Annotated in this window: 19 protein-coding genes and 1 tRNA gene; 9 read left to right on the forward strand and 11 right to left on the reverse strand. The window is 39.7% G+C overall.

The window, feature by feature from the left end; translation table 11 throughout:
• Positions 1-92: 92 nt before the first annotated feature.
• The 4 genes from gcvP to SB49_RS08995 all read left to right on the forward strand — a co-directional run bounded on the left by gcvP (position 93) and on the right by SB49_RS08995 (position 5582).
• Positions 93-2942: an aminomethyl-transferring glycine dehydrogenase gene (gene gcvP, locus SB49_RS08980; RefSeq protein ID WP_062059059.1), complete on the forward strand. Its 2850-nt coding sequence runs from the start codon at positions 93-95 to the stop codon at positions 2940-2942.
• A 171-nt stretch (positions 2943-3113) separates the two neighbouring features.
• Positions 3114-4169 (forward strand): 3-oxoacyl-ACP synthase III family protein, encoded by a 1056-nt coding sequence (locus SB49_RS08985; protein WP_062055831.1) that lies wholly within the window; start codon positions 3114-3116, stop codon positions 4167-4169.
• Position 4170: 1 nt separating this feature from the next.
• On the forward strand, positions 4171-4707 hold the full coding sequence (locus SB49_RS08990) for a methyltransferase (protein ID WP_062055832.1): 537 nt from the start codon (positions 4171-4173) through the stop codon (positions 4705-4707).
• A 20-nt stretch (positions 4708-4727) separates the two neighbouring features.
• A complete protein-coding gene (locus SB49_RS08995) occupies positions 4728-5582 on the forward strand; it encodes a glycosyltransferase family 2 protein (protein ID WP_062055833.1) in 855 nt (284 codons plus the stop codon).
• 56 nt (positions 5583-5638) lie between these two features.
• On the opposite strand, the gene pafA is transcribed toward SB49_RS08995, so the two are convergent.
• Complete coding sequence (gene pafA, locus SB49_RS09000; protein WP_062055834.1) at positions 5639-7315, reverse strand: alkaline phosphatase PafA; 1677 nt, start codon at positions 7313-7315, stop codon at positions 5639-5641.
• A gap of 113 nt (positions 7316-7428) precedes the next feature.
• Here pafA and SB49_RS09005 point away from each other — a divergent pair, with 113 nt between their 5' ends.
• On the forward strand, positions 7429-8166 hold the full coding sequence (locus tag SB49_RS09005) for an MlaE family ABC transporter permease (protein WP_062055835.1): 738 nt from the start codon (positions 7429-7431) through the stop codon (positions 8164-8166).
• Positions 8166-8933: an ABC transporter ATP-binding protein gene (locus SB49_RS09010; protein ID WP_062055836.1), complete on the forward strand. Its 768-nt coding sequence runs from the start codon at positions 8166-8168 to the stop codon at positions 8931-8933. Before SB49_RS09005 ends, SB49_RS09010 begins: the two co-directional genes overlap by 1 nt.
• Here SB49_RS09010 and SB49_RS09015 read toward each other — a convergent pair.
• The 9 genes from SB49_RS09015 to porV form a co-directional block, all read right to left on the reverse strand.
• Complete coding sequence (locus SB49_RS09015) at positions 8930-10390, reverse strand: DUF389 domain-containing protein (RefSeq protein ID WP_062055837.1); 1461 nt, start codon at positions 10388-10390, stop codon at positions 8930-8932. The two genes, SB49_RS09010 and SB49_RS09015, sit on opposite strands and share 4 nt — an antisense overlap.
• 2 nt (positions 10391-10392) lie before the next feature.
• On the reverse strand, positions 10393-11472 hold the full coding sequence (locus SB49_RS09020) for a mannose-1-phosphate guanylyltransferase (RefSeq protein WP_062055838.1): 1080 nt from the start codon (positions 11470-11472) through the stop codon (positions 10393-10395).
• An 11-nt stretch (positions 11473-11483) separates the two neighbouring features.
• Positions 11484-12086: a SprT-like domain-containing protein gene (locus SB49_RS09025; RefSeq protein WP_062055840.1), complete on the reverse strand. Its 603-nt coding sequence runs from the start codon at positions 12084-12086 to the stop codon at positions 11484-11486.
• Positions 12087-12767 (reverse strand): SDR family NAD(P)-dependent oxidoreductase, encoded by a 681-nt coding sequence (locus tag SB49_RS09030; protein WP_062055842.1) that lies wholly within the window; start codon positions 12765-12767, stop codon positions 12087-12089.
• Positions 12768-13811 (reverse strand): M28 family metallopeptidase, encoded by a 1044-nt coding sequence (locus SB49_RS09035; RefSeq protein ID WP_062055843.1) that lies wholly within the window; start codon positions 13809-13811, stop codon positions 12768-12770.
• A gap of 83 nt (positions 13812-13894) precedes the next feature.
• Entirely contained in the window at positions 13895-15553 is a 1659-nt protein-coding gene (locus SB49_RS09040; RefSeq protein ID WP_062055847.1) for a pyruvate dehydrogenase complex dihydrolipoamide acetyltransferase, read from the reverse strand.
• A gap of 4 nt (positions 15554-15557) precedes the next feature.
• Entirely contained in the window at positions 15558-16556 is a 999-nt protein-coding gene (gene pdhA, locus SB49_RS09045) for a pyruvate dehydrogenase (acetyl-transferring) E1 component subunit alpha (RefSeq protein WP_062055849.1), read from the reverse strand.
• A gap of 165 nt (positions 16557-16721) precedes the next feature.
• Positions 16722-17207 (reverse strand): cytidine deaminase, encoded by a 486-nt coding sequence (gene cdd, locus SB49_RS09050; RefSeq protein ID WP_062055851.1) that lies wholly within the window; start codon positions 17205-17207, stop codon positions 16722-16724.
• Positions 17208-17275: 68 nt separating this feature from the next.
• On the reverse strand, positions 17276-18421 hold the full coding sequence (gene porV / locus SB49_RS09055) for a type IX secretion system outer membrane channel protein PorV (protein WP_062055853.1): 1146 nt from the start codon (positions 18419-18421) through the stop codon (positions 17276-17278).
• Positions 18422-18851: 430 nt separating this feature from the next.
• On the opposite strand from porV, the gene gldJ reads away from it, so the two are divergent.
• Positions 18852-20516, forward strand: coding sequence for a gliding motility lipoprotein GldJ (gene gldJ, locus SB49_RS09060; protein WP_062055855.1), 1665 nt, complete (start codon positions 18852-18854; stop codon positions 20514-20516).
• Between the two features lie 240 nt (positions 20517-20756).
• The gene (locus tag SB49_RS09065) at positions 20757-22031 is read left to right on the forward strand and encodes a UDP-N-acetylmuramoyl-tripeptide--D-alanyl-D-alanine ligase (RefSeq protein WP_062055857.1); all 1275 of its coding nucleotides are present in this window, start codon (positions 20757-20759) and stop codon (positions 22029-22031) included.
• Positions 22032-22215: 184 nt separating this feature from the next.
• Here SB49_RS09065 and SB49_RS09070 read toward each other — a convergent pair.
• Positions 22216-22290 (reverse strand) — tRNA-Val (locus SB49_RS09070).
• Positions 22291-22694: 404 nt separating this feature from the next.
• Here SB49_RS09070 and SB49_RS09075 point away from each other — a divergent pair.
• The gene (locus SB49_RS09075) at positions 22695-23678 is read left to right on the forward strand and encodes a carbohydrate kinase family protein (protein ID WP_062055858.1); all 984 of its coding nucleotides are present in this window, start codon (positions 22695-22697) and stop codon (positions 23676-23678) included.
• The last annotated feature ends 88 nt before the right edge of the window (positions 23679-23766 follow it).

Below are 23766 nucleotides of genomic sequence, written 5' to 3' on the forward strand. Positions count from 1 at the left end.
TTTATGTTTTACCTAACATAATTTATCGATTTTGAAATAAGAAATCAGTAATTTTGCACATCTTTTTGATTAAGAAAAAAAACGCCCAAAATATGAGGACAGACGTATTTGCATTGCGCCATATTGGTATAAGAGAAGAAGACCTTCCGGAAATGCTTAAAACGGTACAAGTAGATAATTTAGAACAATTGATCTATGAGACCTTACCGGATGATATTAGGTTAAAAAAACCATTGGACCTGCCGATGGCTATGAGCGAACACGAGTTCCTTACCCATCTCCAAAAGCTTTCCGAAAAAAATAAAGTATTCAAATCGTACATTGGACTTGGATACCACGAGAGCCTTACCCCTTCTCCGATTAAGAGGAATATTCTCGAGAATCCAGGATGGTACACGGCCTATACTCCTTATCAGGCAGAAATTGCACAAGGCCGCCTAGAGGCCTTATTGAATTTCCAAACCATGATCTGTGATCTTACAGGAATGGAATTGGCCAATGCATCCCTATTGGATGAAAGCACCTCTGCTGCCGAGGCTATGACCATGCTATACGAAGTGAGGAGCAGGGATCAAAAAAAGAACAATACGGTTAAATTCTTTGTTTCCGAAGAAGTTCTACCACAGACCTTATCCCTTTTAAAAACAAGGGCCATACCTTTAGGTATAGAGTTGGTTATTGGTGATCACGGCTCTTTTGAATTCACTAATGATTTTTATGGGGCTTTATTACAATATCCTGGAAAGTACGGTCAAGTAAACGATTATGCATCTTTCGTGGCCAAAGCGAAAGAACAAGAAATAAAGGTAGCCGTAGCTGCAGACATCTTAAGTTTGGTATTATTGACCCCTCCGGGAGAATTTGGAGCCGATGTTGTAGTGGGTACCACCCAAAGATTTGGAATTCCATTGGGTTATGGTGGACCACACGCGGCATTTTTCGCAACTAAAGATGAATATAAAAGAAGTATTCCAGGACGTATCATTGGGGTAACCAAGGATACAGATGGCAAGCCTGCCCTGCGTATGGCATTACAAACCAGGGAACAACATATAAAAAGGGACAAAGCCACTTCCAACATATGTACTGCCCAGGTTCTATTGGCTGTTATGGCCGGTATGTACGGTGTATACCATGGTCCGAGAGGATTAAAATATATTGCTGACAAAGTACACTCATCTACAGCTACTTTGGCCGATGCGTTGGAAAAACTGGGCTTGTTCCAGACCAACACTTCCTATTTTGATACCATTCTCGTGAAGGCCGATGCCAAATTGGTTAGACCGGAGGCAGAGAAGAACGAGGTAAACTTCTTCTATCCAGATGCCGATACGGTAAGTATCTCTCTGAATGAAGCTACCTCTCTAAAAGACCTCCAACAAATAGCTGATATTTTCGCAAAAGCTCTTTCCAAAGAAGGTGTGAAAATTGATAGCCTGTCACCCAAAACTATCATTGATGGTTCCATAAAACGTACTTCCTCTTTCATGGAAAATGCTGTTTTCAACTCTTTTCATTCAGAAACACAATTGATGCGCTACATCAAAAAATTGGAGCGTAAAGATTTAGCGTTGAACCATTCCATGATCTCTCTTGGTTCTTGCACCATGAAATTGAATGCAGCCTCGGAAATGCTTCCATTAAGCACACCACAATGGGGCAACATACACCCCTTTGTACCTGTGGAACAGGCCGAAGGATATCAAATTATGTTGAAGGAATTGGAGCAAGACCTAAATGTCATTACTGGATTTGCTGGAACATCATTACAGCCCAATTCAGGTGCCCAAGGTGAATATGCAGGTTTAATGACCATAAGGGCCTATCACGAGTCCAATGGCGATCACAACAGAAACATCTGCCTTATCCCTGCTTCTGCCCATGGAACCAATCCAGCTTCCGCCGTTATGGCCGGAATGAAAGTAGTGGTTACAAAAACCGATGAGAAAGGTAATATTGACGTTGGCGATTTAGAGGCTAAAGTTGAACAGCACAAAGAAAATTTAGCTGCTTTGATGGTCACATACCCATCCACACATGGAGTGTTTGAATCTTCTATTAAGCACATCACAAAATTAATCCATGATAATGGAGGTCAGGTCTATATGGACGGAGCCAATATGAACGCACAGGTAGGAATTACCAACCCAGCGGCCATAGGTGCCGATGTATGCCACTTAAACCTTCACAAAACATTTGCTATTCCTCATGGCGGTGGCGGACCGGGAGTTGGCCCAATCTGCGTTGCAGAACAATTGGTTCCCTTTTTACCTGGAAATCCACTTATAAAAACAGGAGGGGAAAAAGCCATTACAGCTATTTCTGCAGCTCCTTGGGGAAGCTCATTGGTTTGCTTGATATCCTATGGCTATATAAAAATGTTGGGGGAAAAAGGTCTTACCCATTCTACCAAAATTGCCATATTAAATGCCAACTATATTAAACATAGACTTAGTGGTAAGTTCGATGTTCTATATACAGGGGAGATGGGACGCGCAGCGCATGAAATGATCATCGACTGTAGGCCTTTCAAAGAAAACGGAATAGAAGTAACGGATATTGCAAAACGATTGATGGACTACGGATTTCATTCTCCAACCGTTTCCTTTCCCGTTGCAGGGACGATGATGATAGAACCTACGGAAAGTGAGGGCCTATCGGAATTGAACCGTTTTTGTGACGCCATGCTTTCCATAAGAGCCGAAATAGATGAGGCTTCTTTGGAAAATAGCGCTAACGTCCTTAAAAATGCACCACATACGTTAGACATGGTCACCAATGACAATTGGGAATTCCCATACAGCAGACAAAAGGCTGCCTTCCCGTTACCCTATGTATCGGAAAATAAATTCTGGCCAAGCATCAGAAGGGTAGATGAAGCATATGGAGACCGTAATTTAATTTGCACTTGTGCACCAATTGAAGCGTACGCAGAAGCATAAGAATCCCAATAAAACAAATACCTCAGAGCCTCCCTTATCATTTAGGGAGGCTTTTTTATTAGCGAGTAATCATGAATCATTTTGAATTGGACATCGTAGTATTCATTATGCATGCATAGTAATATTTGTTAAATTGCGCTATATTGCACCTATTATATGAACACTACTTCTATGACTATTGGTATTACAGGCACAGGTTGCTACCTGCCAACAATTATCACCTCAAACGAGGATTTTGGCAATCATGAATTCCTTAATTCTGATGGCACAATTTTCAATAGTCCAAACACGGTAATCATTGAAAAGTTCAAGGGTATCACTGGGATTGAAAAAAGGCGGTATGCCGAACCCAACCTTAATACCTCTCATTTAGCTTTTAAGGCTGCCGAAAAGGCCATTGCTGATGCAGGTATCGACAAGGAAGAACTGGACTATATAATATTTGCCCACAACTTTGGGGACGTGGCTCACGGACAGTCGCAAGGAGACACACTCCCAAGTTTGGCTACCCGAGTTAAGCACCAACTCAAAATACAAAATCCAAAATGTGTGGCCTACGACCTTTTATTTGGATGCCCAGGATGGATAGAAGGGGTAATTCAGGCGTATGCCTTTATAAAAAGTGGCATAGCCAAAAAATGTCTCGTTATCGGAGCTGAAACCTTGTCTAGGATAGTTGATAAGTATGATAGGGATTCTATGATCTATTCCGATGGTGCTGGAGCTACAATTATTGAGGCTAATGCAGAAGGAAACATTTTGTCACATGCCTCTGCAACTTACGCCAATGATGAGGCTTATTATCTATTTTTTGGAGACTCGTATTCCCAGAAAGATTCCTCAAAAACAAAATACATTAAAATGCATGGCCGGAAAATCTACGAGTTTGCCGTGACACATGTACCGAATGCAATGCGCGACTGCCTGGAAAGAAGTGGCGTGGGTATTGAAGAGGTTAAAAAAATATTCATCCACCAGGCAAATGAAAAAATGGACGAGGCCATCGTAAAACGTTTCTACAAATCATACGGCCTTGAAATGCCAAAGGATGTAATGCCAATGGTCATCAATCAATTGGGAAATAGTTCTGTGGCTACCATCCCTACCCTTTATGATATGGTTAGAAAGGGAAAAGTGGAAAATCAGGAAATAAAAAAAGGAGATGTTGCTATATTTGCAAGCGTAGGCGCGGGAATGAACATAAACGCCTTCGTTTATAGATATTAGCATGTACGAAAATAATTTTCCGAATAAAAGATTCAAATATACCGCAGCATTTTTACAAAAACACATTAGAAAAGACCAACTCATTTTAGATCTTGGGGTAGAAAATCCTTTTTCTAAAATCATGAAAGAACAGGGGTATTCTGTGATGAACACCCAGGGTGAGGATTTGGATCTCGAATTTACATCGGTAAAGAATTCCACAGCAGAGGTGGTTACTGCCTTTGAAATCTTTGAACACCTTGTGGCCCCCTTTAATGTCCTTCGTGAAATAAAGGCAAACAAACTGGTTGCCAGCATTCCTTTGCGCCTTTGGTTTTCCGCAGCCTATAAAAGCAAAACAGACACTTGGGACAGACATTATCACGAATTTGAAGACTGGCAATTTGATTGGCTTCTGGAAAAAGCGGGATGGGAGATTAAAGATCGAGCCAAATGGACCAATCCTGTAAATAAACTAGGTATTAGACCCTTGTTAAGAAGTATAACCCCGCGTTATTATATTGTATATGCCGAAAGAAAAGCTCCAAAAGCATACTAAGAAAAAGCAAAATGTTTTCTATGAAGTACAGTATTATAATCCCTGCACATAACGAAGAGATCCATTTAAAAGATGCATTGTCTTCTGTACTTAGGCAGACACTTCAACCCAGCTCTGTAATTGTGGTTAATGACAATTCTGATGACGCTACAGAAGGTATCATAGACGAATTCACAGCACTAAATCCTATATTTCAGAAGCTGAACATTATATCCTCACACCTCCATATGCCTGGCAGCAAAGTGGTTAATGCTTTTAAAAACGGGCTAGATCAACTACAAGTAGACTATGATTTCCTAGTGAAGTTAGATGCCGATATTATATTGCCTGACAACTATTTCGAAAAAATAGCCGCTATCTTCAACAATCATCCAAATGTAGGTATAGCCGGAGGAATTGCTTACGAACAAGATGAGTCCGGCGAGTGGAAAAGAAACCACCCTATGGACAATGATCATGTGAGGGGCGCATTCAAGTCCTATAAGAAAACGTGCTTCTTGGCTATGGGAGGACTTAGAAATGCCATGGGATGGGATACTGTAGATGAATTGCTCGCCAAATTTCACGGGTTCGACATCCATACCGATGAAAGCTTAAAAGTGAAACATTTGCGGCCCATTGGTAAAGCCTATAACAAAAGAGCAAAACTATTGCAGGGAAAGGCCATGTACACCATGCGCTATGGTTTTCCAATTACCCTTATAGCATCGGCTAAAATGGCTTGGAAACAGCGTAAATTAAAGTCGCTTTTGGATAACCTTCAAGGCTTCTTTGGCGCTAAAAAAGATAAGGCTCCCTTTTTGGTCACTGAAAAAGAAGGTGATTTCATCAGGGACTTGAGATGGAAAAATATCAAGGGCAAGCTATTGGGATAGCTTGCCCTCATTTTAGTAGATTTATTCTATAAAGTAGATTTCAGAAACTTATTTCATTATTCCAAAACCTCTCGTATTGGCTCTCCAGTAGATCCATTCGGAAAAGCAATTCCCAACAAAGTTGCTATTGTAGGAGCAATATCCGGTATTTCAGTTTTAACTACCGTACTTCCCCTTTTTATTCCCTTTCCAAAGAAAAATAATGGAACATGCGTATCATAGGAATAAGCAGAACCATGAGTAGAACCTGTGATCGAATACTGAACTGTAGAAGGCTTTAATACCAATAACACATCTCCAGAACGTTTTTGATTATAGCCATTTTGTAAGATATAGGGTATTCCCTTGGTATACTCGTTCTGCCACATTTGATTGGCGGTATACGTTCGCTCAACACCATCATACCCCAGCATTTCATTTGCTATGGCCACTTGGACCGTTTCCAGACTTAGATCCAATCCTTTAATTACCCCATGATCCAGGAAAATTTGATTATTTGAAATATTCCGTATTAAATCTTTCGTTCCAAAAGTATACCCAACAAATTCATTCAGCTTTTTTAGCATCTCCGAAGTTTTAACGTATCCCGCTGGAATTTTTTGATCTATAAGATAGGCAGGCACCTCATTTGCACCATGGTCTGACGTTAGAAAAACCGTATATTCCCCTTTCCCTACTTTTTTGTCCAACGCTTTTAGAAAACGCTCCAAATCCCTATCCAATCGGATATATGTATCCTGCACCTCCTTGGAATCGACTCCATACATATGCCCTACATAATCCGTACTTGAAAAGCTTACCGCCAAAAAATCCGTGATTTCGTCCTCCCCCAATTCTTCACCATCCAGTGCCGCCAAAGCAAAATCTGTAGTTATACTATTACCATAAGGGGTAGATTTCAAAAGACTGAATTCTCCATTGGCATCCCAAAGAAGTGGAAGATCATGGGGAAAGGTAGTGGTAGTCTCTCCATTAAACATTCCTTCGTAGGGGCTCTCATCAGTACCACTCTCTAAATATGAAGCGATGTCCTTAAAGGTATTCCATGGTTTTTTATAATCTTCAACAATATTTGACGCATTAAAATCCTTGACCCACTTGGGCAATTCCTGCATATAATAGGTGCTGGTTATCCAGTTCCCTTCGTCTCCACCCTGTAGCCAGTATGCCCCATTAGCTGTATGTCCACCTGGCAATACTGCTCCCCTATCCTTTAAGGAAACGGCAATTACCTTTCCGCGCATCTGGGTATGCAATCTAAGCTCATCGGTGATGGTTGTGGTGTTCATTCTATGGGGTGACATTTTCCCTGCATTGGTCAAGGTCCCAACTGAAGCATAAGCCTCATCACCTGCGCAATACACACTTTTACCAGATTCCTTATCGTACCAATCATTCCCAATTATGCCATGCATGGAAGGGGTGGCTCCCGTATACACAGACGCATGACCAGGTCCTGTATACGTAGGCGCGTAATTAAAATGGTTGTTTTTACATGTGAATCCTTCATTGGCCAAACGTTTAAAACCTCCTTCACCATAATGATCCCAAAAACGCGTTACATAATCATAGCGCATTTGATCGACCACCATACCTACCACCAATTTTGGTTTTGTTTGAATGGACGTGGAAGTTGGAGTATCAGATCCACCTCTTTTCTGGGCTTCAATTTCGTTGGGTTTACTAATGAATAGCAAAAGTAAAAGGACAAGTATTATATTATTTTTGATCATGCTTAAAATCTTAAAGACGTAAAATTAAATAAATAAATACCTTTAAAAGATAATTGAAGCTTAAATGAAAGCTAATATTCCTATTTTTACAGCAAGAAGTCTATTTATATTACATGAACTACTTAGCATCTATTGGCAGCTATTTTATTATGATTAGAGAGGTTTTTAAAAAACCTACAAAATGGCCCATCATGAAGTCCCTCATTTTAAAAGAGATAGATGAATTGATTTATGGCTCTTTGGGAATTATAATATTCATTTCCTTTTTTATCGGCGGGGTGGTTGCCATTCAAACAGCCCTAAATATCACAAACCCGTTCATACCAAGGAATTTAATAGGTTTTGCAACCAGACAATCTGTAATTCTGGAATTTGCACCAACCTTTACCTCCATCATCATGGCCGGTAAAGTAGGTTCATACATCACCTCCAGTATAGGGACCATGAGGGTTACAGAACAAATAGACGCCCTTGAGGTAATGGGAGTCAATTCCCTTAATTATTTGGTCTTCCCAAAAATCATTGCGCTATTGCTTTATCCATTTGCCATAGCCATTGCCATGTATGTGGGTATTTTTGGCGGGTGGGTCGCTGGTGTATTTGGAGGATTTAGCTCTAGTGCCGACTTTGTAGAGGGACTGCAGCTAGATTTTATTCCATTCCATGTTGCCTATTCCTTTATCAAAACAATGGTATTTGCATTTATAATAGCAACCATCCCCTCTTTCCATGGATATTATATGAAAGGTGGCGCTTTGGAAGTTGGAAAAGCCAGTACAACTGCTTTTGTGTGGACCAGTGTTACCATTATCATTGTAAATTACATGTTAACTCAATTACTACTAGGCTAATGATAGAAGTAAACGACATATACAAGTCTTTTGGAAATTCAGATGTCCTTAAAGGAATCACAACCAATTTTGAAAAAGGGAAGACCAATCTGATTATTGGACAATCTGGTTCAGGAAAGACTGTCTTCTTGAAATGTCTTTTGGGCCTTTTCACCCCTGATCAGGGAACAATCAGCTACGACGGGAAAGTGTATTCCAAACTCTCTGGGGATGAGCAAAGGGATTTACGTCAAGAAATGGGAATGGTATTTCAAGGAAGTGCCTTGTTCGATTCCATGACCGTGGAAGGTAATGTTATGTTCCCATTGGATATGTTCACCAAACAATCCAAATCGGAAATGAAGGATAGGGTAGACAGGGTGTTAAAGAGGGTAAACCTTATTGATGCCCACCATAAGTTTCCTTCTGAAATATCCGGGGGGATGCAAAAGAGGGTTGCCATAGCCAGAGCAATCGTAATGAACCCCAAATACCTTTTTTGCGATGAACCCAATTCCGGGCTAGATCCGAAGACGGCGATCATGATAGACAACCTCATTATGGAAATCACCGAGGAATATGACATTACCACTGTGATCAACACCCATGACATGAATTCTGTAATGGAAATAGGCAAGAAAATACTGTTCTTAAAAAATGGTCACAAAGAATGGGAAGGCACCAACAAAGAGATCTTTAAAACAGATAATGAAGCGGTGACCGACTTTGTATACTCTTCCGAACTTTTTAAAAAGGTAAGGCAGATGTATGTAGAGGAACGTAATTAGTTATTAGCTTCCTTCACTTGAATCTTTGCATTTTTCAATCTCAATTTTAACCAGTCGTTCAGTTTTTTAGTATCGGATGCAACTTGGGAGGATTTGGTTCCCTCTTTCCACTTTACCTCAAAAATTGGAATGGTATCCACTTTATTAAAATCAGTACTAATGGTATAACTAAACCCCATACTGGATAAATTTTCATAATTGGTCTTTGCCTCGGCACTAATCTCCTGAAAAGGTATCTGTTGTGATGCAAGTTTACTGACCTTCATAAGTTCGCCTTCCAACACTTTTATTTGTTGGTCCTTATTGAGCAATTCATTTTTCTTGGATTCATAAAGCTCACTTATGTACTTCATTTGATCCTGCACCTCATTGTTCCCTTGGACCACTTTGAGTTCAGTATTTTTCAACTTGGGATAATCCTTCATTTGAGCGGCCCAAGTCGCGATTACGTTGTCCGGTACAGTCTCATTCCCCATGAAAACAACCTCAATTTTAGGATCTTGGCCTTTGTTGTATTCCATAGTGGTCAGGTTATCCAAAAACCTTCCCTCGCCCTGAAATTTGTAGGGAGCTATCTTTTCGGCAACGAACTGGCCCGCATCCTTTCTGAACAAAGACTTTTGCAAGGCATTGTAGAAGGTAAAACTAGCAGGAATCATTACCAGAACCGCCACAACGGATGCCGTTCTGGCTATTAATCGTCTTCTTTGTGAGTTTACATAACGCACCATGGGAAATCGCAACAAACGAATGACCAAAAAGGTGGCAAGTCCAATAAAAATGGTATTGATGGTAAACAGGTACATAGCACCATAGGCATAGGAAAAGTTACCGATGGCCAGGCCAAATCCAACAGTACAAAGTGGTGGCATCAGAGCCGTAGCAATGGCCACCCCAAATATCACACTGGCGATAGTCCCTCTTTTCGCCCTTGCAATTACCAGGGCCAGTCCACCAAAAAAGGCAATCAACACATCCCTAATATCCGGCTCGGTACGAGCTAAAAGCTCCGAGGATTGGTCCTTTAAAGGAAAAAAATAGAAAAATAGGAAGGCCGTAATTACGCTGAGCACCACCATTACCCCAAAATTCTTTAAAGACCTTCTAAGAGTATCTATATCATTGATAGCCAAGGACAAACCCATACCCAAGATAGGACCCATCAAGGGAGAAATTAACATGGCTCCAATTACCACGGCAGTAGAATTGGCATTTAAACCTACAGAGGCTATAAAAATGGAACAAATCAAAATCCAAGAGGTATGCCCCTTGAATGGAATATCAGCGATTATGGATTCTTTGGTTGCTTCCTGATCCGTGTTATTACGGATATCCAAAAGTTCGGATAAAAACTTTTTAGTACTTTCCAATAAACCCTGAAAGTCCTTTTTTACATCTTTACCACTATCATCGCCTCCAGTTGGAGTGATATTTTCTTGATTTATATTTTCACTCATAATTAGGCATGCTGGTCGCCAAACTTTTCTTTGACGGTATTCAATACTTTTTTAATATCCTGTTCCTTTGATTTTGGATATATCAGGAGCACCTCTTCCTTATCAACAATAATATAGTCCTTTAAACCATCTACAACAACAATCTTATCTTTTGGGGTACGAATCATATTGCCATGGGCATCCTCTGCTATTACCTTACTATTGACGATGGCATTTCTATTGTCATCTTTATCTAATTTATCATAAAGGGAACCCCAAGTACCCAAATCATTCCAATCAAAGGTGGCTGGCAAAACAAAGATAGACTTGGACTGTTCTAAGATAGCATAATCTATTGAAATGTTTTCGGCCTTCGAATAATTCTCCTGTATAAATGAACGCTCCCCTTCGGTGTTGTAAATAGGCATTCCGTCTGCAAACAGTTTAAATTGTGAGGGCTGAAATGCTTTAAAAGCATTTACGATTGTGGAAACGCTCCACATAAATATACCGGCATTCCATAAGAAATTACCCTGCGCCAAAAATTCCTTGGCAGTTTCATAATCCGGTTTTTCCCTGAATTGATCAACTTTCTTAAGCACATCTGTGTTTCCTTTCTGAAACTCTATATATCCGAATCCAGTGTTTGGAAATGTCGGCTTAATACCCAAGGTGCATAGAACTTCTTCTTTTTCACATTTGTCAAAACACATCTTCACATCCTTTGCAAAGGCATCTTCATCTTCAATCCAATGGTCACTTGGCGCCACGATCATAACGGCGTTGGGATTCATTTTTTGAGTCTTAAGGGACGCATATAAAATACACGGAGCCGTGTTTCTCATGGCAGGCTCAAGAACTACTTGGTCTTGCTTAACCAATGGCAATTGTTCCAACACAAGATCATTATAACGCTCATTGGTTAAGATCAATATATTTTCTGTAGGTATAAATTTATTTAACCTTTTGAACGTTTTTTGGATTAGGGTATCCCCTGTTCCAAGCATGTCATGAAATTGTTTTGGATAATCCGATGTACTGATAGGCCAAAATCTAGATCCTACGCCTCCAGCCATTAATATGGCATAATAATTCTTGTTCATGGTCAATATTTTTAATCTGTGATCAATTCAACCTCTGCATTGGGCTGAAATATATAAACTTTCCCTGTAGCAATTTCAATACATTCGTACCGTTTCACCCTTTTGTTCCCTTTTTTGAATAGCTTGCCATTATAGATCCTAAAGACACTGCCTATCGGAAGTTCAAAAATATAGGAATTATCCTTATTGTGACTATCAAACTGCTTTAAAGCAATAGATAATTTTGCATCGGTATCACTACTTGCTTTTGGATTTTTAAAATGGTTCGCCAATAATGGCAGGAGTTTGGACGGAAATATTTCGGGCCTAATGAAAGGCAACATCAAATATTGAAATGTCCTTTTCCATTCTATCCCGTGTGGCAATATTTGTCTTCCATACTTTTCAAATGCCACCAAATGAGCTATTTCGTGAACCAAGGTTATCAAAAAGCGATATTTGTTCAGGGAAGAGTTTACTGTAATATGGTGCAATCCATTGGGCAATCTCCTATAATCCCCATGCCTTGTGACACGCTCATTTACAATCTTAAGATGCACCCCATTGTCCTTGATTAAAACCAAACAAGGTTCAATCGCTCTTTCTGGAAGGTATTTTTTTAAAACTTCGTTCATTTAAGGGGTACTGTTGGATACCTGTAGCATTTTTCCGTTATATAGTTTATGTCCTGATAAGGCAAAGTCTTTTATATAAGATGCCATTTCTAAGGCGGTCACCGGAGCCTGATAGCCAGGAAAGGCCTCTTCCAACATTTCTGTTTGTACGGCACCCAGGGCCAACACATTAAATGAAGGTCCGTTTTCTTTAAATTCCTCGGCCCATAATTCCGTTAAGGTGATCACAGCACCTTTACTTGAACTGTAAGCGGACAAACCAGGGAATTTTGCACTTCCCTGTACACCGCCCATGGAACTAATGGTTACTACATGTCCACTTTTGGACATATAGGGAATGACACTCTGAGTGATATGGGCCACGCCGAAAACATTTACCCTATAGACCTCTTCAAATTCATCCATACTGGATTCTAAAAATGGCTTGTTCAGCAATTTTCCCGCATTGTTTATAAGGATATCCACGGTGGTCCAATTTTCCGAAATATAGCCTTCCATCCTTTTTATATCCGTCTTTTTGGATATATCAAAGGAAAAGGTGGCTATGTTTTTATGCTTGAGTTCTTTTACGGGCTTTTCATTTCTCGAGAGCGCCAGGACCTGATGGCCCTCGTTGGCAAAAAGCTGTGCCATTTCAAAACCTATGCCCCTACTGGAACCTGTGATGATAATATTTGACATTTAATTGTATTTTATTTCTTTGGTAGGCGCATTGATGATATTTTCTAATACGGGATACATTTTATTAACGAAGTTCGCCATGTGTTCATAATCCATCAGTTCTGGTTCGTCCCCTACCTTGTGATAAAAATCAAAGTTGGTAAAATCAAACGTACAATAGGTTTGTGATGGCACAGCAAATTCCTTATCAAATGGATAATTGTCCGATCGCTGGAAAAGGTTGTACTCTTTTGCTGTGGGAAGAAAACCTACCAACTTTTCCTTGGCATAATTATTACTAATGGCCGCTAAATTGGACTTTTCATATCCGGTAACATAGACATAGTAATCCTTTTCCACCAGTGGGACCCCGACCATTTCGAAATTCAACATGGTATAGAGATCAAGATTTTGGGACTTTAATCTTTTGGCCAAGTGGGCAGAGCCCAACAGTCCTTTCTCCTCTGCACTGAACAGGGCGAAAATGATACTCCTTTTATTGTTTCTTTTGTTGCCGAAATACCGGGCAAACTCCAACACCGTTGTTGTTCCGGAAGCATTATCGTTTGCACCATTGGCTATTGTATCCCCATTCTCTGGTGCAATTATACCGATGTGGTCATAATGGGCCCCGATAATCACAAATTCATTTTTAAGTATTGGATCAGTACCTTCCAAAACCCCAACTACATTATAGGCATTGGAATCAATATTGGTAAGGGTATCCTTGTAGGCAACAAAGTAGGGCATGATATTGTTTTTTTTGAAAACCCCTTCAATAAAATTCGCCGCCTTTTCTATACCCTCATTGCCAGTTTCCCTGCCCTGTAATTCATCTGAGGCCAAGAAATCCATTATTTCCCCAATTTTGACCTTATCCGCAAATGCAGGGGTCATTGCTCCATTGTCCGATGAACCATAAGCCTCAGAATTATCTATAGTGTTTACTATTTTACCTTGAACACCTGCGGGACCTCCGACAACACCTGTTTGGGTCTCCATATTTTGTGCGGAACCGCATCCAACCAATAATGCCAAAAGCGCTATCCTACTAAATTTCTTCATCGATTTTATTTTGGATTTAAAGATAAAAAAAAGCACCCCAATATCATTGGGATGCTCTATAATATAATTTCAATCTATTATTGTTATGCAAGCATTGTAACGGGGTTCTCTAAAAACGACCTTAGTGTTTGCATAAACTGTGCTCCAGTAGCTCCATCTACGGTTCTATGGTCACAAGCCAAGGTAACCTTCATGGTATTCCCTACCACAATTTGACCATTTTTAACCACTGGCTTTTCAACGATAGCACCTACAGATAAAATCGCAGAGTTGGGCTGGTTAATTATGGAAGTAAATTCCAAAATTCCGAACATCCCAAGATTGGATACTGTAAACGTACTACCTTCCATTTCTGCCGGTGTCAATTTCTTGTTCCTTGCTTTTCCTGCTAAATCACGTACAGATGCGCCAATTTGCGTTAGGCCCATTTGATCCGTAAATTTCAACACAGGAACCACAAGTCCATCTTCAACAGCAACCGCAACTCCAACACTTATATGGTGATTGTAACGGGTGGTATCCCCGTTCCATGAAGTATTTACTTGTGGGTGCTTTCTCAAAGCCATGGCACATGCTTTAACCACCATATCATTAAAAGACACTTTGGTATCTGGCAAGCTATTGATCTGTTCTCTTGAAGCTTTGGCATTATCCATGTCCACTTCAATAGTAAGATAGTAATGAGGGGCGCTAAATTTAGATTCTCCCAATCTTTTTGCGATCACTTTTCGCATCTGGGAATTTTTCACCTCTTCACTACTTTCCTCACCTACAGGTGCGGCAAACGCCACACTTTGCGCTTTTTCAGCAGGAGCAGCAGCTTGAGCAGGTGCTGATGCGGCAGCCTTTTGAGTTGGCTGGTAGTTCTCAATATCTTTCTTCACTATCCTACCGTGATCGCCACTTCCGGTAACAGTTGAAAGATCGATGCCCTTTTCATCCGCTATTTTTTTAGCTAATGGAGAAACAAAGATTCTCTTACCATCACTTGCGGCTACTGGGGCCGATGTAGAAGGAGATTTTTCTTCAGCTTTCGCTTCAGTTTTCTTTTCCGTTTTTGCTGTGGGTGCCTTTTCATCTCCTCCGGAGGAAGCTCCACTCAGCACGCTTTCTACATTGGTCCCTTTTGGACCTATAATTGCCAAAACAGCATCAACAGGAGAGGATTCACCCTCCTTTATCCCGATATACAATAAGGTACCTGAATAGAATGATTCAAATTCCATGGTGGCCTTATCTGTTTCGATCTCTGCAAGGATGTCTCCTTCTTCAACCTCATCACCCACTTGTTTCAACCAGGAAGCAACAGTTCCTTCTTCCATGGTATCACTTAAACGCGGCATTTTTATAATTTCTACACCCTCTGGAACTTCAGACGTTTTAGCGGCACTTTCAGCAGTTGTGTCATCAGATTCCGATGGCGCTTCCGATTCTTCTTCTTTTGATTCTTCCGAATCAGTTGAAGTAGTTGAATCTCCCTTCAGTAGCCCGGAAATATCTTCTCCTTCTTCTCCAATAATTGCCAAAAGGGAATCTACAGGAGCTCCATCACCTTCTTGAATGCCAATATGAAGTAACGTACCCTCGTGAAAGGATTCGAACTCCATTGTAGCTTTATCAGTTTCGATTTCGGCTAAAATATCACCTTCCTCAATTTTGTCACCTACTTTTTTAAGCCACTTAGCTACCGTACCTTCTTCCATGGTATCGCTAAGTCTTGGCATGTTAATTACTTCTGCCATCTACTTATAATTTATGTGGTAAAAATGGATAATCCTCTTGCTCGTATACCATATCGTACAATTGTTGTACCGGCGGGTAATCTGATTCGTCGGCGAATTTCTCACATTCGGTAACCAAGTCCTTTACGCGTTTGTTGATTTTCTTAATCTCATCATCGGTTGCATATTTGTTTTCCTTGATAATTTCCAACATTTGGTTGATAGGATCTATTTTCTTGTATTCCTCAACCTCATCCTTTGTTCTGTAGTGTTGCGCGTCTGACATAGAGTGACCTCTATATCTGTATGTTTTCATCTCCAAAAATGTTGGTCCACCACCACTTCTGGCTCTTTCCACCGCTTTGCTCACTTCCTTGGCCACTGTTTCCGGATCCATACCGTCTACTGGTCCACAAGGCATTTCGTAGCCTAGGCCCAATTTCCAAATATCAGTTGAAAAAGATGTCCTGGCCACAGAAGTACCCATAGCGTATCCGTTATTTTCACAGATGAAAACAACTGGTAGTTTCCAAAGCATTGCCAAATTGAAACTTTCGTGTAGCGATCCCTGTCTAACGGCACCATCACCCATATAACAAAGGGTTACTGCTTCCCTTTTAAAATATTTGTCAGCAAAGGCCATACCCGCTCCCAAAGGAATTTGGCCCCCTACAATTCCATGACCACCGTAAAATCCTTTTTCCTTTGAAAAGATATGCATAGAACCTCCCATTCCCTTAGAGGTACCAGTAACCTTACCATACAATTCTGCCATTACCCTTCTTGGATCTACGCCCATCCCAATAGGCTGTACGTGATTACGATAGGCTGTGATCATCTTATCCTTAGAAAGGTCCATAGCATGCAAAGAGCCTGCCAAAACTGCCTCTTGCCCGTTATACAAGTGCAAAAAGCCTCTTACTTTCTGTTGAATATAGACTGCGGCTAGTTTATCCTCAAATTTTCTCCAGAACAACATGTCCTCATACCACTTAAGGTAGACCTCTTTGGTTATTTTTTTCATTAATTCAGTATTTATTGAAGCTTATGTATCAAACAAGGAAACAAAAATACACATAAATTCAATAGAGAAAAAAAATTGAAGAAAAAGCTAGTGAGAAACCACAAAAAGAGAGGAAAATATGAAATAAGGCAACTTTAAGTGAATTTGTTTGACCTAATATTGAGATTAGCCTAAAAACGACTTCCCAAAAGCCAGTGGGAGTATATCTCCAATGGAATTGCATTTTAGAACTTCGCCGGTCTCCCCCATTAACATCAATTGAATGGGATTCTCTTGCTTTTGTTCGTATTCCGATATGGCCTGCCTACAATTGCCGCATGGCGCGGCTGCCTCTTTCACGACATATTTCTCAGAAGTTGCCGTTATGGCAATTGCCTTGATGGGTACGCCAGGATATTTGGCTCCTGCGTAGAACACAGCAACCCTTTCGGCGCAGAGGCCAGAGGGATAGGAAGCATTTTCCTGATTATTTCCAATTACAATTTCACCATTTTCCAATAGTACTGAGGCACCCACCAAAAAGTTGGAATACGGTGCATATGCATTTTGTCTGGAAGCAACAGCTGCTTTCATAAGTTTTTGATCTTCTGCCGATAAATCGTCGAAGTCGTCAAAAACGGTCATCTCAAAGGAAATGGTCTGTTTTCTCAAGGAATATTATTTTAACGGTTAATTGTATCGTTTCAAATATACTATAACCAAAAGGAAGCTTTGTTCTATTAATCGTTTAAAAATTCTTCTCCTAAATTAAAGGTAAGCGAAAATCTAAGCGTATTCTCCAATGGGTTCTGCACCTTGGAAGAAGAGAACAAGTATGACAAGTCTATCTGTGTGGCCTTAAATTGGAATCCTGCTCCCAATGTAAAGAATTTTCTAGACCCTTTTTCTTCGCTCTCATTAAAATACCCGGTACGTAACATGAAGGAGTTTTGGTATTTGTATTCCAGACCCAAAGCCCAGGTAACCTCCTTTAATTCTTCACTAAATCCATCAGGCGCATCACCAAAGGATTCGAAGACCCCACTAAAAAATCCGATTTTTTGATACTCTTCGTTATCGGCCGAATCCACATCCCCGTCACCATCAAAATCTCTTGGGGTAGGCACCAATAATTTATTGAATTCTGAGGTTATTCCCAAAACATTATCTTGATCAAGTATAAAATCAAAACCGGCACCAAACTTTAAATTGGTAGGTAAGAAGTTTCCTTGTCCACCTTCATCATAGGCAATTTTACCTCCAAGATTGGACACGTTGAAACCAGCCCTCCATCTACCGTCAAAATTATTATAGGCTATTTCTCTGGACCGATAGTATCCGGCCACATCAACTGCAAAAGAACTCGCTGCCTGAGAATCTGCACCGGCATCGTCTTGGAACTTTAGATTGGAACTAATGAACCTTCCTGCTACTGCCATGGAAAAGGTCTGACTCAATTTCAAGGAATAAGAACCATCCAGTGCCAATTCATTCGGTTTTGCCGTGGTCCCTGGATCATTGGCAAATTGTCTTAATTCTATTTCTCCTAAGGTAAAATAGCGCAAACTTAAAGCAAAAGCACTTCTATCGTTAAGCTTGTTGTAATACCCTGCATTTAATAAGGCTATATCTGTGATAATACTTTCCAAGTAAGGGGTGTAACTCAATCCTATCCCCATTTTCCGTTCCGCAAAAGCAAATTTTGCCGGGTTCCATTGTTGTGAAAAGGCATCTGTAGAAGTTGCAACGCCCATATCTCCCATACCAGCTGCCCTTGCATCGGCGGCAATGGTTAAAAAAGGAACTGCAGTTGTGATTACACGGTTTTCTTGGGCGGATAATTTACATACCAATACGAATAACGTAAGCGTCAATATTTTTTTCATTTTCTACTTTTGATTAAGCCGGTTCTTAAAAATGCTCAATTAATTTGAATAACTAAAATAAATTAGATGTATTACAACTTAACGAACAATTTAACGATATCTTATGTTCTTATTAAAAAAAACGGTGATCCTACGGATATCCTCCATTAAAGAACAACTTTGATCCTATACTCCGTCAATTAAAAGCACTTCAATAAACCTAAAAAGAATAGTATTAAGCCATACTATTCTTGGGTTTATACCGTTATGGGTTTTGTAAGCATTGACAATATTTGAATGAATGGCCAGTATTAATGAAAAAAAATGGAAAAGTGTAAAATATTATGCGCTAATCATCGTTCTAATAGCCAAATGTGAATCAATTTAAATTAAAATACGAATCCCAAACTACTTAATAGCAGTTTATATTTTTTGAACTCAAGTCCTAATTATGAAAAAACAATTTATCAAAGTTGTACTCTCTTGTATAGTGGTAGCAGGAACTTTTACCAGTTGTAGTAAAAACTCCTCTTCATCAAAGAATACGTCCAGAGCCACCGGCTGGAAAATTAATGACAAAGATGGTGGTTTCCAGTTCAATTCAGACTTTAAGGAGCAAGAAACGGCTCCAGGTCTTGTTTTTGTGGAAGGTGGAACTTTTACCAAAGGTAAGGTGCAGGATGATGTTATGCACGACTGGAACAACACGGCTACCTCACAACATGTTCAGTCCTTTTATATGGACGAAACAGAGGTGACCAACGTGATGTATCTAGAATATTTAGATTATCTAAAAAGTGTTTATCCTCCAGACAATCCTCAGTATGCACATATTTATACAGGTGCTCTACCTGATACTTTGGTGTGGAGAAACAGATTAGGATTCAACGAAACAATGACCAACAACTACCTGCGCCATCCTGCATATGCAGAATATCCAGTAGTAGGTGTGAATTGGGTACAGGCTACACAGTTTGCCGAATGGAGAACAGATCGTGTTAACGAGGTGATGCTGGAACGTGAAGGTTATTTGGCACAAGAGGCAAAATATAAGGCCCTTGATGGTGAAGGTAGTGGTACTTTTAGTACTGAAGCCTATTTGATGAGACCAGAATCTGTCTATAATGGAAGTATTGATTCCCTTCAGGGCAAAAAACAAAAGGATTCAACAAATGTATTCGCCAAAAGAAGCAGTGGGATTATTTTACCAGAATATAGACTACCCACAGAAACTGAATGGGAATATGCTGCACAAGCCCAAATAGGACAAAGGGAATACAACAACTATAGAGGAAGAAAAAAATATCCATGGGAAGGTGACTATACTAGAAATGGACAAAGAGTTGGTAGGGGCGATCAATTGGCCAACTTTAAACAAGGAAAAGGTGATTACGGCGGAATTGCCGGCTGGTCCGATGACGGAGCTGATATCACTGCTGAAGTAAAATCATACAAGGCCAATGATTTTGGACTATATGATATGGCAGGAAACGTATCTGAATGGGTTGCCGATGTTTACAGACCTATTGTAGACGATGAAGTAAGTGACTTCAACTATTATAGAGGAAACGTTTATATGAAATCTGCCATTGGAGAAGATGGCAAGGTAAATGTACTGAGGGATGAAATAGTTTACGATACTTTACCGAATGGAAAGATCGTGGCAGTAAACCTTCCAGGAGAGGTAAAAATGGTACCTGTTGATGAGCAAGAAACTTATTTAAGAACCAATTTCTCTTCCAGTGACAATAGAGGCTACAGGGATGGTGAGCCAGGATCTACAAGATATTATGAACAATTCAGTGATGATGAAGAGGAGAACAAGAATAAGACTATGTACAACTCTCCAAAGCATAAAATTGAAGTAGATTCTATTGGCAAATTAGTTGGAAAATACGATAAGTCAAATGATAGAAACACCTTGATCAACGATGAAGTAAGAGTTTTCAAAGGAGGATCATGGAGAGATAGAGCGTATTGGTTAGATCCTGCACAGCGAAGGTATATGCCTCAATATATGGCTACAGACTATATTGGTTTCAGATGCGCCATGTCCAGAGTAGGTTCCAAATCAAAAAATAAAAACAAGACTGTAAGAACTAAAAAAGCCAAATAAGCTTAATCAAATCTTATTCATAAAAAAAAGCCCTGTTCGCAGGGCTTTTTTTATGCGCATAAACTTCGTTAAAAGAAAACTATCGTGGTTTTATAAATGAGCCCATTTTTTTGTCATGACCACCATATAAGAGGTTATGTAAAAATTATTGGAATAAATTTATTTTTAAAAAAAATGGAAGATTTTCCTTTTTGGTTTTATCTTGCTTCTGAATTTAATTATAACATTATCATAAATTAAATGACCATTCAAGAATTACATAAGCTATATTTAGAAACCCCGACCGTTAGCACAGATACTCGGAAAATAACGGAGAATTGCCTCTTTTTTGCCCTTAAAGGCGATAATTTCAATGGGAATGAATATGCCCAAGATGCTATAAACAAGGGAGCACGTTATGCCATAGTGGATGATCTCACCTACCATACCCCAGGAAAAACTATTTTAGTAACCGACACTTTAAAAACTCTTCAGGAGCTTTCAAATTTCCACCGTAAATATTCATCTGCAAAAATCATTGCCCTTACTGGTAGCAATGGTAAAACTACCACAAAGGAATTGATTAATGCCGTACTTTCCACGAAGTACAAAACAGTGGCGACTAAAGGCAACCTGAATAATCACATAGGGGTTCCATTAACCCTTTTAACTATAAAGCCAGACACTGAATTGGCGATTATTGAAATGGGGGCCAACCATATACTGGAAATTCAGTTTCTTTCCAGTTTGGCAGAGCCCGATTTTGGGTATATCACCAACTTTGGAAAAGCACATATTGAAGGATTTGGAAGCGCCGAAGGGGTTATAATCGGTAAGTGTGAACTTTACCAATTCTTGATTGAGCACAGGAAGCTAGTATTTTTTAATGGCGATGATCCCATCCAAAGAAAAAAATTAAAGGCATATCCAAACAAATTAGGTTTCAGTCAGACTGATCCTGAATTAATTCAAATTAAGAACTTAGGTGCCAATCCTTTTGTAGCCCTTGAGACTGGCGGCACAAAAATACAATCCAATCTAATAGGTAAGTACAACTTTACCAATTGTGGGGTCGCTGTTCTAATCGGTAACTATTTTGAAATTCCACTGGCCGACATTAAGAGGTCCATTGAAAATTACCAGCCGCAGAACAACCGATCACAGATCATTCAGAAAAATGACAACCAAATTATTTTGGATGCCTATAATGCCAATCCAACCAGCATGAAGGCTGCCTTGGAAAACTTCACCTCCATGGATGGGAAGAATAAAACGGTTTTTATCGGAGATATGTTCGAACTGGGTGAAACAGCAGCCCAAGAGCATCAATACATCGCAGATTTGGCAGCAGCTTCAAAATTTGATGCCGTTTATCTGATAGGGGAGAATTTTTTTAAAACACAAAGCCCTTTACAAAAATATAGAACCTTTGACGATCTTTCCAAGCACCTAAAAAACAATACACCTAAAGGAAGTACCATTCTTATCAAAGGATCGAGAGGGATGGCCTTAGAGCGAATTTTGGAAATTATTTAAATTTTTAGACCGACTAGACAGGATTTCCAGGGTAAATAACCAGGACTAGTACAATCCTAAATTTTGATAAACTTTGTTCCTATCCTTTAGAAGAAAAATCATTTTGCCCTTCACTTTAATCATAAGTCAAATGCGGTAATAAAAAATCCACCCCATAGAAATGGGATGGATTTTGTAAGTGATGTGGGACATACTGGATTCGAACCAGTGACCTCTGCCCTGTCAAGGCAGCGCTCTAAACCAACTGAGCTAATACCCCCTTAATTAATGTTGCTAATGTAAAACTTATTTTAGATTAGAAAAACTATAAGACCTATAACTTTAAATAGTACTGCTTACTTCTATCTAGTTCAAACGAACATCATATATCTTAAAATTGATCGATCGTCTTCACTTGTTGGGCTTTCTTACAATTACCTAACTTGCTATATAACAACACTCTTAAGAATTCCTGCCAACATAACATTGCCTCGTTGAGCGACTAAATCTCCCTTGGATTCAATTTGGGGCTATTTCTAAGTTTATGCGGTCAACAAGAAATAAGAAGTACCCTTTGGACCCTTGGCCAAAAATTAATCATTGGAAAATCCAAAAAAATCGTATATTTTAGGATGAACCTTAGAAAACGTTCACAAAGATTTGAACAACAAAGCAAACCAACCCATGGCAAAGTATAATATCGCGGTTCTTGGCCCAATTCCAAGAGATCATATTACAACCCATAGAGGAGAAATAATAGAAAAGTACGGTTGTGCCACGCATACTGCCATTGGACTATCCCAACTATTAGGAAATGAAGGCACTGTTCATTTGGTGTCCCACGTTAGAAAAAAAGATGAAGGGCCCATAAAAGAAATTCTATCCGCCTATCCCAATATAAACACAGAAAATATCACCTCAGATATGGATCAGGGCGATGTTATCAGCTTAAAATTTATTGACCAGAACAACAGGCTAGAAAAACAAACAGGATTTATGAATCCCATTGTACCGGAAGATCTTAAAACGCTACTACATTGTGATGTTTTTGTCTGTGTGCCCATTACGGATTATGAGGTGCCACTTGAAACTTTAAAATATATAAAGCAAAATAGCAAAGGCACTATTATTTTTGATGCCCATGGCCCTACCAATACAGTTACAATGACCGGAGATCGACTTGTGAAGTTTTGGATCGATATGGATCAATGGCTCCCGTTTATCGACGTATTAAAAATGAATCTTGAAGAGTCTAAATGCTGTTGGTTTGAAAAGGAATACGAACTGGAAAACTTAATTCATGTCAATGATGAAAGTACAGACCATTTGGCCTCGTTTGCAGAGCATTCATTGAACAAAGGTATAAAGTCCTTAATTGTGACCTTAGATGCCAAAGGAGGAGCTGTTTTCTATAAAAAAGATAACAAGGTCCATCATGAAATGGTACCCTCTGTGAAGGTGAGCCATGTAGTGGACACTACTGGCTGTGGTGATTCTTTCGCGGGCGGTCTGGGATATGGCCTACTACAGGATAAGACCAATTATATAAGGGCTGCAAGATATGCCAATGCCTTGGGAGCTCAAAGAACACAAGGTCGTGACTTTAGCGTTTTTAAGAATATTGAAGAGACCAATAAGATCTTATTGGCAACCTATGGCATCGTTTAAAATCAAAATTGGCATAAAAACAAGATTCCACTAAGAGGCGGAAAAACAAAAAACCTGTTCATAGAAATGAGCAGGTTTTTTGTCGATG

Source organism: Sediminicola sp. YIK13, from assembly GCF_001430825.1.
In the GTDB taxonomy this organism is placed as follows: Bacteria; Bacteroidota; Bacteroidia; order Flavobacteriales; family Flavobacteriaceae; genus Sediminicola.

Coding starts and splice junctions, on each gene's coding strand:
- gcvP (WP_062059059.1), top strand. CDS start 93: ATGAGGACAGACGTATTTGCATTGCGCCATATTGGTATAAGAGAAGAA.
- SB49_RS08985 (WP_062055831.1), top strand. CDS start 3,114: ATGACTATTGGTATTACAGGCACAGGTTGCTACCTGCCAACAATTATC.
- SB49_RS08990 (WP_062055832.1), top strand. CDS start 4,171: ATGTACGAAAATAATTTTCCGAATAAAAGATTCAAATATACCGCAGCA.
- SB49_RS08995 (WP_062055833.1), top strand. CDS start 4,728: ATGAAGTACAGTATTATAATCCCTGCACATAACGAAGAGATCCATTTA.
- pafA (WP_062055834.1), bottom strand. CDS start 7,315: ATGATCAAAAATAATATAATACTTGTCCTTTTACTTTTGCTATTCATT.
- SB49_RS09005 (WP_062055835.1), top strand. CDS start 7,429: ATGAACTACTTAGCATCTATTGGCAGCTATTTTATTATGATTAGAGAG.
- SB49_RS09010 (WP_062055836.1), top strand. CDS start 8,166: ATGATAGAAGTAAACGACATATACAAGTCTTTTGGAAATTCAGATGTC.
- SB49_RS09015 (WP_062055837.1), bottom strand. CDS start 10,390: ATGAGTGAAAATATAAATCAAGAAAATATCACTCCAACTGGAGGCGAT.
- SB49_RS09020 (WP_062055838.1), bottom strand. CDS start 11,472: ATGAACAAGAATTATTATGCCATATTAATGGCTGGAGGCGTAGGATCT.
- SB49_RS09025 (WP_062055840.1), bottom strand. CDS start 12,086: ATGAACGAAGTTTTAAAAAAATACCTTCCAGAAAGAGCGATTGAACCT.
- SB49_RS09030 (WP_062055842.1), bottom strand. CDS start 12,767: ATGTCAAATATTATCATCACAGGTTCCAGTAGGGGCATAGGTTTTGAA.
- SB49_RS09035 (WP_062055843.1), bottom strand. CDS start 13,811: ATGAAGAAATTTAGTAGGATAGCGCTTTTGGCATTATTGGTTGGATGC.
- SB49_RS09040 (WP_062055847.1), bottom strand. CDS start 15,553: ATGGCAGAAGTAATTAACATGCCAAGACTTAGCGATACCATGGAAGAA.
- pdhA (WP_062055849.1), bottom strand. CDS start 16,556: ATGAAAAAAATAACCAAAGAGGTCTACCTTAAGTGGTATGAGGACATG.
- porV (WP_062055853.1), bottom strand. CDS start 18,421: ATGAAAAAAATATTGACGCTTACGTTATTCGTATTGGTATGTAAATTA.
- gldJ (WP_062055855.1), top strand. CDS start 18,852: ATGAAAAAACAATTTATCAAAGTTGTACTCTCTTGTATAGTGGTAGCA.
- SB49_RS09065 (WP_062055857.1), top strand. CDS start 20,757: ATGACCATTCAAGAATTACATAAGCTATATTTAGAAACCCCGACCGTT.
- SB49_RS09075 (WP_062055858.1), top strand. CDS start 22,695: ATGGCAAAGTATAATATCGCGGTTCTTGGCCCAATTCCAAGAGATCAT.